Origin of the sequence: Flavivirga sp. 57AJ16, from assembly GCF_028736925.1 — a bacterium.
Lineage (GTDB): Bacteria > Bacteroidota > Bacteroidia > Flavobacteriales > Flavobacteriaceae > Flavivirga.
This window is the reverse complement of the sequence record NZ_JAQZAT010000008.1, coordinates 21250-34152: the sequence shown is the minus strand read 5'-3', so window position 1 is coordinate 34152 and position 12903 is coordinate 21250. Positions and strand designations below refer to the sequence as shown.

The following is a 12903-nucleotide window of genomic DNA, read 5'->3' as shown; positions in this document are numbered from 1 at the left end:
TTTACTATTATTGATGGGCTTCTAATTATAGTCTATAGTTTTTATCGGACAGCAATAATACAAAAAGATAAATATTACTCTTCTTCTTTTATTCTTTCTTTTAAATCCCCCAACAATACTTCTATTTTATCTATAATTTGCTGATTGGTCAATGTTGCCTTGTAAGGCTCTACATGTTCACGTAATACATCGTCATTTCTCAATAACCAATTAAGATCTGCATCTGGAAATTCTTGAATTATTTTAGTTAAAAAATCAATCGATATTTTCTTACCATTTATATATTGCGACAATTGCGTATAATTCATATCGAATTTATCAGCTAAATCGCCGTATCTGCTATATTTTGTCTTTATTAATTGTTTTAGTTTTTCTTTAAATAACATATTTAGAACAATTACAAATTATACTAATAATTAAAATATTTTTAATTTATTTAATTATTTGTATATATTTGTGTGTAATTTCACTCAATATTTCACAAATACATACAAAATATGACAAATTTAAACAAATTATACGCATTATACGATATCCGTATTCTTAAAGAACAGAAAGCCCTTGAAGATTTACTTATCAAGCATCTTCCAAAAGAATACACAAGTAAGGTTATAGACAAACTAAGTGCTAATAAAGTCATAGTCGATTCACAAACTGTAAGAAATACAAAGGCAGGTATCTCAAAAAACATCTTGGTCTTTAATGCTATTATTGAAGTTGCCAAAGAATATAAGGTCATGGCCAATCGTTTGAAGAAAAATCTAAAAAACAATAAATAACATAAAGATTATATGCTTCCTTGATATATGATCGCTTGATTATTATTTTTAATATCCAAAACGACAAACACCCTTGAGATCAGCCTATAAGGCATTAAAATTTAAAAAAAGAAACAAGACAAATCCTAAGTATTGAACCCTAAAAAAATACTAATACCATAATAAAATCCCGAAACCTATCTAATTAAAAATGGCTGTAAATAAAAAATATCATAAAAGAATTAAAGAAGGTTTGAAAGACATCTTTAAAACGGAGACCCAAAAAGGAAACTTTGATGGTTTAACAACCATAGTTAATGAACCTTTGGTTAAACATCAAATAATTCTATTGGCAAAACTATGTGAAGAAATACCAGTTAGTGTCACACTTAAAAACACTTCCCATGGCGTATTTATTGAATTTTGGTAAATACGCTCATTAAATTTTCATTTGATTGTGAGCAATCAAAAATTGACTATTAGTTTTATTGTGGGGAAATAGTCAAAATAAGCCTTCTAAATAGGGGGCTTATTAGTTTTTATAAAATTTACAGATGCCAACTATTTGATTTACAACATTGATTACATCAAACTCGTTAAACTATATAATTCACATTAAATTTACTCTTTTTTTTAATTACTCTTTTTTTTTAATTAAAATATTATGTAAATTTAATCTTAATTTAGATTTCTCTCGTATTTATAAGCAGTATTCTTGATATACTTATAATTAACATTTCTCTCAGTTTTATTTCTAAATAAATTTTTTATTCATATACCCAATGTGATTAAAATGGCGGAGCTATGCTTAATCATTAAAGAACACTTTAGTTAAATCAAACTTTTATTCCTACTTATAAATTTATTTTTATGAAAAGCCCCAAATTTAGAATAGGTTGGTATGTCATACATACCAAATCTAACTATGAAAAAAAAGTATACAATACATTAAAAAATAATTTCGATGTTTTCCTTCCCATGAACAAAATGGTAAAACAATGGAGTGACAGAAAAAAAAGTGTAGAAAAACCTTTATTCAAGTCATATCTTTTTATTCATTTAAAAAGCCCGAAAGATCAATTATTTGCATTGAAAACAACAGGAGTTTATGGATATATTAGTATTGAAGGAAAACCAGCTCTAGTCACAGATGTAGAAATAAACTCCATTAAACTTTTTGTTGGAGAATTTTCCAATATACAATTAGCCCCTTTTGAAATTTGTATAGGTGAAAAGAGAAGAATTAATTTTGGTCCCTTTTCTGGATACGACTGTTTTGTTATTGGTCATAAAGGGAAAGAAAAAGTTATAGTTCGCATAGACTCCTTAAAAAGCTGCATCAGTGCAGAATTAAACAAATCACATCTGGCTGTGCTTTCCGAGTAGTATAATACCTTTAAATTATACTACATCATAAAAAAACTAAGCTTTTATTTTATATAAAATGCCTTATTAAATATTGGTTTTCGGCATTAACTACTCTAAATAATAATTTAAAATATTTTATATATCCTTTTCTTTAATCAGAAAATATTACCCAAAATTAATAATAAACCCATCTTAACAACTGGCCTTTTATAGTCTTATATAAAGCGAGTTACACCTCTTAATAACTTTAATATAAACCCCCTAAACACACTACTTATGTTATGAAAACACACACCCAATTATTACAAAAAATCAAATTAACCCAAATCTTTATCTCATGAAACCAATTATGCATAGGTATTTCTATAGGAATGCCCTTTTTACCAAAACCACATTAAAAATTTTCTCGTGTTTTATTACCCTCTTACTGCTACTACAGCATCATAGAACAAATGCTCAAGTAAACACTGGAGGCAACTCTAGTACATCGAACCATACCAAGCAAATTATTGGCTATATAACCAATTGGGATGCTTGGAAACAACCTACTGCCGGAGTGCCTGCTCAGGGAGCATTAACACAACTTAATATTGATTATTCTAAATATACCATTCTTAACTACTCCTTTTTTGGAGTTGCTAACGATGGCTCCCTACACAGTGGAGATCTTAGAAATAAACAAATTTACCAATCAGGATCTGTACAACAACCTGGAGACATCCTATTTAGTGACGTTTATAGTAGTTGGGATTATCATATTCTGTTTGGTGAAATAGAACCTATTCAATATATAAGCGAAGCCGTAAAACTACGAGCCGAAGCACTTGGCTATCAAGTGACTGTTGGAGGAAACACATGGAGCCATCCAGAATGGGGACTTCAAGGTACTTTACCATTACCGCTACCAAAAGTAGGCAGTGGGGGAAAAGGGCTATTAGAATTAGCCCATCAAAATGGCGTAAAAGTAATGGCTTCCATAGGTGGCTGGAGCATGTGTAAACACTTTCCTGAAATGGCTGCAGATGCTACTAAAAGAGCTCGTTTTATAGAAGACTGCAAAAAACTAATCAGTATGGGCTTTGATGGTATTGATCTGGATTGGGAATATCCAGGGCCTTTTTCTGGAATGAATTTTACAGGCACAAATGCAGACTATGCAAATTTTGAAAATTTAGTTCAGGAAATTAGGAATGCTATTGGCCCAGATAAATTGATCACAGCTGCTATGGCCGCTGACTATAAAAAATTAGAAGGGTTTAACTGGTCTAAGCTTGCCAATACTATGGACTACTTTAACATGATGACCTACGATTTTAATGGTGGGTGGTCCAATAAAGCAGGACATAATGCACCTGTATATCCATACGATGGCGCTGAAGCACCAGATTTTAACTGGCAAACTTTATTGAATAAAATGATATCAATGGGAATCCCTTCCAATAAAATAAATTTTGGAATTCCTTTCTATGGAAGAGGTGTTGTAACAAATGGAAATGCAGCATTAAATGCGCCTACGGTTAAAAGGAATGTAACCATACAACCAGACGGCCCTGTAAGTACAGCTGCCGATTATACAAACTGGCCACAAGAAGTATATGATGGCACGCCAAATCATTTCTTTATTAAACAAAAAACTGGAGCAGGAAGTGGATGGACAAGACAGTGGGATGATCAGGCTAAAGTTCCTTATATGACCAAAGGAAATTTCTTTTTAAGCTATGATGATGAAGAGTCTATAGGAATAAAGGCACAATATATAAAAGACAATAACCTTGCTGGAACCATTGTTTGGACCGTTTATGGGGACTTAGAAATGAGTGGGTCTGTTCAATCTTTCGGAACCAAATTAAAAAGATGGTCCAACGTAAAATCGCCATTAATTAATAAGGTAAATGAAGTCTTTGCTAGTGGTGGTGTTGATAATATATTACCATCAGTTTCAATGACCTCTCCTAATTCTGGTGCCACATTTGCAGAAGGCTCAAACATTACTATAGCAGCAAATGCGAGCGATAGTGATGGTACGGTTACCAAAGTAGCGTTTTATAACGGTGATACTAAAATTGGAGAAGCTACATCGGCACCATATACATATAACTGGAATAATGTTTCTGCTGGCAATTATACGATTAAAGCTAAAGCAACAGACGATAAAGGAGGCACAGCTACCTCAACAGTATCAATAACAGTCACTGGAAGTGGAGGTAATCAATTACCTATCATATCGATCACGTCTCCACAAGCTGGAGACACATTTACCTCGGGTGCTAATATTAGCATCTCATCTACTGCAAGTGATAGCGATGGTACGATTGCTAAAGTGGCATTTTATAATGGCACTATCCTGTTAGGTGAAAAAACGAGTGCCCCTTACACCTATAGCTGGAATAATGTTTCTGAAGGAAACTATACCATCACCGTTAAAGCTTTTGATGATAAAAATGGTGAAAGTTCTTCGTCTGTTTCTATTACTGTAAATAATACAGGTGGCTCATGTACAGCACCCGCATACGTACATGGCACCGTATATACAGGAGGCGACATAGTATCTTATCAAGGGAATGAATACAAAGCCAACTGGTGGACACAAAACAATGATCCTGTTACTAACAGAGAAAGTGTTTGGGAATTAATAGGCCCCTGTAACGGCAACGGTACAACGGCTCCGCAAGTAGCAATAACATCACCTACTTCGGGAACGAACATTATTGTTGGAAATAGCATCACTATTAATGTGAATGCATCAGATAGTAACGGATCTGTATCTAAAGTAGAATTCTATAACGGTACAACCAAGTTAGGAGAAGACCTAACAAGTCCATACAGTTATACTTGGAATAATGCTGCTATAGGAAGTTATACTTTAACAGCCAAAGCTACAGATAATGATAACGAACAAAGCACTTCTAGTGCCATTTCAATAAGTGTTTCAAATGATGGCGGATGTACAGGAAATAGCAATTTTAAAGTAGTAGGATATATGCCAAGTTGGCAAGGTAGTGCCTCTAACATTCAATATGATAAGCTAACACATATTAACTATTCTTTCTTAATACCTAACAGTAATGGAAGCCTTCAAACTATGGAGGGTGTTGCAAAAATGCAGCAAATTATCACACAAGGACATACTCAAGGTGTCAAAGTATTAATAGCCGTGGGAGGTTGGTTAAATGGAAATGATTCTGCATTTACTACACTAGCAGCTAATCCAGCCACAAGAACTACATTTATAAATAACCTAGTAAATTTTGTAAATCAATACAACCTAGATGGTGTAGACATGGATTGGGAATACCCTAGAGAAGGTAGCGAACCTCAAAACTATGAGTTATTAATGCAAGAGCTAGGAGAAGCGATGCATAGTAGAGGGAAATTATTAACTGCTGCTGTTGTAGTATCTGGATGGAACGCCGATGGTATATTAGCTGGTGTTTTTGATGATATTGATTTCTTAAATATCATGGCATACGATGGCCCAGATCATTCTACAATGGCACAGGCAGAAGGTGGACTAAATTACTGGTTAAATCGTGGTTTACCTAAATCTAAAGCTGTATTGGGAGTTCCTTTCTATAGCAGATCGCAAGTAAAAAGTTATGCTGAGTTACTGGCTATGGGAGCAAGCGCTAATAGTGATTCGTATCAAGGCATGAACTATAATGGTATACCTACCATAAAAGCAAAAACAGAACTGGCCTTAGAAAAAGGTGGCGGTATTATGATGTGGGAACTGTCTAATGACACTAACGATCAAGCTACATCTTTATTAACAGCAATTAATCAGGTAGCAGGCGACCCGTGTGGAGAAAATAATATGCCTCCAACGGTGGTCATTACTTCTCCTGCATCTGGAGCATCTTTTACTACAGGAAGCAGTGTAACTATTAATGCAAACGCATCAGATAGTGATGGGAGTCTTACCAAAGTAGCCTTTTATTTAGACAATACTATGGTAAGCGAAGATACATCGTCGCCATATACTGCTAATTGGACCGCTACCACAGGAAACCATACACTTACTGCAAAAGCGACTGATAATGAAGGTGCTGTAACGACATCATCTTCAATTGCAATAACAGTAACAGGAGAAACAGGAAATGAGCTCCCAACGGTAAGCATTACGAACCCATCTGCGGGATCTACATATACTGTTGGACAAAGTGTGAGCATAGCTGCTAATGCAAGTGATAACGATGGTAGTATAAGCAAGGTCTCATTTTACCTAGGCAATACTATGATAAGCGAAGACACATCGCCACCTTATACTGCAAATTGGACTGCAATTCTAGGAAATCATAGTATTACAGCAATAGCAACCGATAATGATGCAGCTACCAGTACTTCTACTGCTGTAAATATTACTGTAAATACAGAAAGTAATTGTGACGCCGCTCAATATGTAGATGGTTCTGCCTACAATACAGGAGATGTGGTACAGAACTTTGATAAAAAATATGAATGTATTGTTGGTGGATGGTGTACTATAGGAGGTCCTTATGCCCCTGGTGATCCAGATGGCTGGGCTTGGCCAAATGCATGGAAAGAAATTGGAGATTGTACAGGTGGCGATGGTACATTTACTGTTTCTATAACGCAACCAACTATTGGAGCTAATTTTACTGTAGGAGAATCTGTAAATATAGCAGCAAATGCAAATGATACAGCTGGTTCTGTTACTAAAGTAGTATTCTACGTAGATGGAAGTATAATAGGAGAAGACTTTTCTGCACCTTATAATGCAAATTGGATTGCAACATCTGGAAGTCATACACTTACAGCACAAGCAACCAATAATACAAATACAACAGCAGATGCAACACCAGTTACAATAACTGTAGGATCAATAAACCCTCCAGGAGGAGACCTACCTAAGCGAATATTAGTAGGATACTGGCATAATTTTATTAATGAGGCAGGCCCGATGAAGCTTAGTGAAATTTCAGATAAATGGGATGTTATCAATATTGCTTTTGCTGTGCCTACAACACCAATAGGATCTACCATGACATTCACACCAGACCCTGCTATTTATCCCAGTGTGCAAGCATTTAAAAATGATGTTGCGGTATTACAAAGTAAAGGTAAAAAAGTATTAATCTCAATGGGAGGCGAAACTGGAGTTGTTGGTGTTAATACCGCTGCAGATGCACAAGCTTTTAGCAGTTCCATGATTAATATTATTAATGAATATGGTTTTGATGGAATGGATATCGATTTTGAAGGACAATCTATTTCTCTTGTAGCAGGAGATACCGATTTTAAAAACCCTACATCTCCAAAAGTTGTTAACCTTATTAGTGCCTTTAGAACAATTATATCACAATTTAATTCAGATTTTATATTATCGATGGCTCCAGAGACTTTATTTGTTCAAGGAGGTTTCAGTTCTTACGGTGGTGTAACAGGAGCTTATCTTCCTATAATTCATGCCTTACGTGACAACATGAATTATATTCATGTACAACATTATAACACAGGATGTATGCTTGGATTAGATGGGTTATGCTACAGTTCGGCTAATGCAGATTTCCATGTAGCCATGGCAGATTTATTATTACAAGGATTCCCAGTAGCAGGAGGACAACAATTTCCTGCTCTAAGACCAGATCAGGTGGCTATTGGTTTACCTGCAACTAGTTCTGCATCAGGAAGTGGATATACAGCACCCGCAGAAGTACATAAAGCCTTAGATTATATTATAAAAGGGCAATCTTTTGGAGGACGCTATACATTAAGAAACCCATCTGGATATAGTAACTTTAGAGGGTTAATGACCTGGTCTATTAATTGGGATAAAGCAGGTGGTTTTGGATTCTCTAATCCTCACAGAACATATTTAGATGCTTTGAGTGGTTTAAATGCAGATCTGCGTCTTAGCCCTGTTAGTAATTTAACAATTAATAATGTAGATGTACGTCCCAACCCTGTTATTGGAGGTACTATGAATATGACTGTAAAAGCATCTAAAGCTAATACAGATTTTAATTTGCAAATATTCAATACTAGCGGAATTAAGATGTTAGAGACTAAAAGTACACTTAAACAACAAGGAAATAATCTTAAATCCTTTGATGTAAGTAGACTTCAAGAAGGTTTATACTTTTATATTATCTCTTTACCAAACGAACAAGTTCATGGTAAGGTTATGATAAAACACTAGACCCTTATTTTTAATCATTCGGTGATATATTAAAAAAATATCACCGAATGATTAAACCTTAAAAAGAGAATTAAAATAAATATTGAATCATTAGCATCAGGATTATACATCTATAAAATCAAAGTCGCCAATAAAAGTTATTCTGGAAAAATAATAAAACAACACCCCTAACTATGCCTTTAAATTAAGGTTTTAAAATATCACTCCGAGCCTATAGAAATTCAATTACGTACAAATATTTAAATAATCTTCGATAGGCTCAAACTAACAATTACAAGTTTCTCTCTTAATACAATAACGTTGATAGAGGCTATCTAAAAAGTCTACAAACAGTTATTTTGAGCATTACTTAACTGCAAAATATTTTTTGTAAAGAAAGTAACAAGCATAACTCACCTAAAAACCTCAATACACTCACACTCATAATTGAGTATTTAATTTTAACGAGATGCTTCATTTTATTCTGAATGACACTTTTTAGTACCCTTCATCTAACACAAACCCAAATATTAACTTATAAATACTTTTAAAATGAGAACAATCAACACTTTATTTTTTTTAATTTTTTTTATGATTGCAGCTTCCGCAGTGGAGGCTCAAAACTGGCAACTGGTCTGGCAAGATGAGTTTACCAACGGAATAAGTCCAGACTGGGTTTTTGAAACCGGAAGAGGTTCTTCGGGATGGGGCAACAATGAACTACAATATTATCGTAGTGAGAACGCCACAGTCGAAAATGGCCAGTTAATTATTACAGCTAGAAGACAAGATTTCGGAACCGCTCATTACACTTCTGCAAGAATGAAAACTCAAGGCAGAAAATCATTTAAATATGGTAAGATAGAAGCAAGAATCGCTTTGCCTACTGGTCAAGGGTTATGGCCTGCTTTCTGGATGTTAGGAAATAATATTTCTTCTGTAGGATGGCCTGCATGTGGAGAAATAGATATTCTGGAACACGTTAATACCTCGCCAGATGTTCATGGTACCATACATTGGGAAGATCATAATGGTGATCATGCAAATTATGGAGGGCATACCGCTGTTAATGTTAATAATTACCATTTGTATACCATAGAATGGGACGAAAATACTATTAAATGGTTTGTAGATGGGAATCAATTCCATGAAGTTAATATAAGTAATGGCGTTAATGGAACAAGCGAGTTTCATAATGAATACTTTTTACTACTAAATTTAGCTGTTGGTGGTAACTGGCCAGGGTTTACGGTTGATGAGAGTAGACTACCAGCACGCATGTCTGTAGATTATGTACGTGTATACAGAGATGATGATAACGGAACACCTAATCAAGATCAATTAATTGAAGCAGAAAACTACGCATCTATGTCTGGTGTTGAAAAAGAAAACTGTTCTGAAGGCGGGCAAAACGTAGGGTATATAGACACTGGCGATTGGATGGCTTATACTAATATTAATTTCCCTACTTCTGGTAATTATCTTATTGAATACCGCGTGGCAAGTGCAGTTGGTGGCGGTACTTTATCTGCCGATTTAAATGCAGGAGCAACTGTTCTCGGACAAGTTAACATTCCAAATACTGGTGGATGGCAAAACTGGACTACGGTATCCCATACAGTTAATATAAATGCTGGAACACATGATTTTGGTATGTATGCAGTAGCTGGAGGCTGGAATATAAATTGGATAAAAATTACAAGTCTAAATTCTGCAACAAGAACAACACAACTCGCTTCTAAAAAATTAATTAAAAGCTCTTTTGAACAAAAAGTACAATTGTTTCCAATTCCTGCCACCAACGAATTGAACCTTAGGGGAGCTAACAAAGGATCGAATATATCAATTGTTAATCTTTACGGTCAATTAGTTAAAACAATTAAGATAGATGCATCCGATAGTGATACTAGAATCGACATTAGTGCACTAAAATCGGGCGCATATTTTATAAAGATGAAAAACGACATGTCTTCTAAAGTCATCAAATTTATAAAAAAGTAAAATAGCAAAAGAAGATGTCTAAAAAGCAGCATTCAGAATAAAATGAAGCATCTAGCTAAAATGAAACACCCAATTATGAGTGTGTTGGGATTTTTCGCTAAGCTACACTTACTTCTTTCGTAATGCTCAAAATAACAATTCGTATACTTTTTAGACACGTTCTTTTTATCACATCATTAAATATTTAAATAACAAAAACCATAACTCATGAATTTTTTCAAATTATCATTAATAGCCATAACATTTGGCTTCTTAAGCCTTGCACAGGCTCAAAGCAAAAAAGATCCAATTCTTCTAGGAACAATAAGCTCTTTTGAAGAAAGTATTACTCAAAAAATTAAAGCTACAGCTTTAAAAAAAGGAGAAAAGTTAGTATTAAAATCAAAAATTTCACAGTCTAAAAATATCGAACTGGATATTCAGTTTAAAGAGGTTACAAAAAATGGCTTTAATATTGTAGGGTCTATTAGCAATATGCCAAATAGTACATTCTTTATAAAAATGCATGATGGAGACGTTAGTGGAAACATTATACTTAGAGAAACGAATGAGGCTTACGAATATTACTCAAAATCTGGTCAGGTATTTATTACCGAGAAGGATATTAATAAAGTAATATGCGTTTCACTTCCGCAAGTTGTTGTTGACAAGGGAGAGAAAGCATCGCAAACATCGATTGATAACAAGATAGCAGCAGCAAACGATCTTCAGAGTAAGCCTGGAGCCGAAGCTTGTATTTATCTAGACTATGATGGTCACTATTTACCAGCAGGATCCCGATGGAATAATGGAAATCCTATAGATGCAGCCCACTCTGGATTTTCTGATGCCCAAATTGAGGAATCATGGGAAGTTGTATCTGAGGACTTTCGCCCTTATAACATTAACATCACAACGAATAAAGCGGTTTTCGATTCTTATTCGCCTAACAGGAGAATGTGGTGTGTCTTTACACCAACCAATACAGCTGCCCCTGGTTATGGAGGTGTCGCTTATATAAATTCATTTGGTTTTATTGAGAACGAAGTATGTTGGGTTTTTCAAGGGGGCGCTAAATTTTCTGGTGAAGCAGCTTCGCACGAATTAGGGCATACATTAGGTCTGGGACATGATGGCCGTGCAAACCCTAGTGAAGAGTATTTTGGTGGTCATGGAGACTGGGCTCCTATTATGGGAGTTGGCTACGGAAAAAGTATAACCCAATGGAGTCAAGGTGAATATAACAATGCTAACAATGGACAAAATGATTTATCAGTTATGTCTGGTTTTATTATGTTTAGAAATGACGATCATGGTAATACTTTTAATAATGCTACTTACATAAATATAAATGGTTCAGGCACTATTACTCAGCAACACGGCGTCATAGAAACTAGAGGAGATCAAGACATGTTTGCTTTTGATTGTGGTACAGGTAATCTGTTTTTAGATATTAATACGGTAAACAGACATGGCAATTTAGATATAAAAGTAAACTTATATGAAGGATCTTCAGGAAATCAAATAGGTACTTTTAACGGTAGTGGGTTAAATACACACCTTGAAGCTTATTTAGGTGCCGGTAGATATTACATTAGTATTGATGGTACTGGCGCAGGAGATCCTGCTACAAACGGATATTCAGATTATGCTTCGTTAGGTACTTTTTCAATTTCAGGTACTATACCCCCAGGTTCAAGCAATAATGTTGCTACAATTTACAAGCATTGCACATATGGTGGGAATGCTGTAGGTTTAGCAGAGGGTTCATACACAAGAAGCCAATTAATTGGATTAGGGGCCGAAGATGATGATATTTCTTCTCTAAAGATCCAATCTGGATATCAAGCTACATTATACTTTGATGATAACTTTACAGGAACTTCAATTATAAAAACTGGTGATGTCAATTGTCTTGTTGACGATGGGTTTAATGATGAGGTTACCTCTATTATAATTTCACAAACCAACCAAGTTGGATCTGGACAAACAATTGAAGCAGAAAACTACACCTCTATGTCTGGTGTTGAACCAGAAGACTGTTCTGAAGGCGGTCAAAACGTAGGATATATAGACACTGGTGACTGGATGGCTTATGCTAATATTAATGTCCCTGCTTCTGGTAATTATCTTATTGAATACCGTGTGGCAAGCGAAGTTGGCGGCGGTACTTTATCTGCCGATTTAAATGCTGGTACAACTGTTCTCGGACAAGTTAACATTCCAAATACTGGTGGATGGCAAAACTGGACCACCGTATCTCATACAGTTAATATAAATGCAGGAACGTATGCTTTTGGTCTGTTTGCTGCATCTGGCGGATGGAATATTAATTGGATAAAAATAACAAGTGTATCCAGTATAAAACCTGCTAACCCCATTTTAGCTAATAACATAGAATTTAGTGAAAGTGCAAAGCAAACAAGTAAAGCTAAGTTGTATCCAAATCCTTTTAAAAACTCACTACAATTCAGTTTTGAAGAAAAAAATGCAAAAATCACTGTATTTAATACGCTCGGGCAAACCATCCTATCATCAAAAACGATAGAATCGGGAAAACCGGTTGACCTTTCTAACCTTAGCAAAGGATTATACCTAATTAATATAGAAACGGATGGCATTATAGAAACCGTACGTGTCATTAAAGAATAATCAATT

General features: G+C 34.9%; 8 protein-coding genes. 7 read left to right on the top strand and 1 reads right to left on the bottom strand.

Annotated features, from left to right (window positions below; all coding sequences use genetic code 11):
• Positions 1-74 precede the first annotated feature (74 nt).
• Positions 75-308, bottom strand: coding sequence for a hypothetical protein (locus tag PQO00_RS10080; protein WP_337992835.1), 234 nt, complete (start codon positions 306-308; stop codon positions 75-77).
• A gap of 189 nt (positions 309-497) precedes the next feature.
• On the opposite strand from PQO00_RS10080, the gene PQO00_RS10075 reads away from it, so the two are divergent.
• From PQO00_RS10075 to PQO00_RS10050, 7 genes are all read left to right on the top strand, one after another.
• Entirely contained in the window at positions 498-779 is a 282-nt protein-coding gene (locus PQO00_RS10075; RefSeq protein WP_274184727.1) for a hypothetical protein, read from the top strand.
• 190 nt (positions 780-969) lie between these two features.
• Entirely contained in the window at positions 970-1188 is a 219-nt protein-coding gene (locus PQO00_RS10070) for a hypothetical protein (protein WP_274184726.1), read from the top strand.
• A gap of 440 nt (positions 1189-1628) precedes the next feature.
• Positions 1629-2144 (top strand): transcription termination/antitermination protein NusG, encoded by a 516-nt coding sequence (locus PQO00_RS10065; protein ID WP_274184725.1) that lies wholly within the window; start codon positions 1629-1631, stop codon positions 2142-2144.
• Between the two features lie 319 nt (positions 2145-2463).
• Complete coding sequence (locus PQO00_RS10060) at positions 2464-8286, top strand: glycosyl hydrolase family 18 protein (protein ID WP_274184724.1); 5823 nt, start codon at positions 2464-2466, stop codon at positions 8284-8286.
• A 69-nt stretch (positions 8287-8355) separates the two neighbouring features.
• Positions 8356-8457 carry a T9SS type A sorting domain-containing protein gene (locus PQO00_RS20395; protein WP_369128010.1) on the top strand — a complete coding sequence of 34 codons (102 nt, stop codon included), beginning with the start codon at positions 8356-8358 and terminating at the stop codon, positions 8455-8457.
• 360 nt (positions 8458-8817) lie between these two features.
• Positions 8818-10266 (top strand): carbohydrate-binding protein, encoded by a 1449-nt coding sequence (locus PQO00_RS10055; protein WP_274184723.1) that lies wholly within the window; start codon positions 8818-8820, stop codon positions 10264-10266.
• A gap of 207 nt (positions 10267-10473) precedes the next feature.
• The gene (locus PQO00_RS10050; RefSeq protein ID WP_274184722.1) at positions 10474-12897 is read left to right on the top strand and encodes a carbohydrate-binding protein; all 2424 of its coding nucleotides are present in this window, start codon (positions 10474-10476) and stop codon (positions 12895-12897) included.
• The last annotated feature ends 6 nt before the right edge of the window (positions 12898-12903 follow it).

Excerpts from the sequence above, each read along its gene's own strand:
- PQO00_RS10080 (WP_337992835.1), bottom strand. The coding sequence starts at position 308 with ATGAATTATACGCAATTGTCGCAATATATAAATGGTAAGAAAATATCG.
- PQO00_RS10075 (WP_274184727.1), top strand. The coding sequence starts at position 498 with ATGACAAATTTAAACAAATTATACGCATTATACGATATCCGTATTCTT.
- PQO00_RS10070 (WP_274184726.1), top strand. The coding sequence starts at position 970 with ATGGCTGTAAATAAAAAATATCATAAAAGAATTAAAGAAGGTTTGAAA.
- PQO00_RS10065 (WP_274184725.1), top strand. The coding sequence starts at position 1,629 with ATGAAAAGCCCCAAATTTAGAATAGGTTGGTATGTCATACATACCAAA.
- PQO00_RS10060 (WP_274184724.1), top strand. The coding sequence starts at position 2,464 with ATGAAACCAATTATGCATAGGTATTTCTATAGGAATGCCCTTTTTACC.
- PQO00_RS10055 (WP_274184723.1), top strand. The coding sequence starts at position 8,818 with ATGAGAACAATCAACACTTTATTTTTTTTAATTTTTTTTATGATTGCA.
- PQO00_RS10050 (WP_274184722.1), top strand. The coding sequence starts at position 10,474 with ATGAATTTTTTCAAATTATCATTAATAGCCATAACATTTGGCTTCTTA.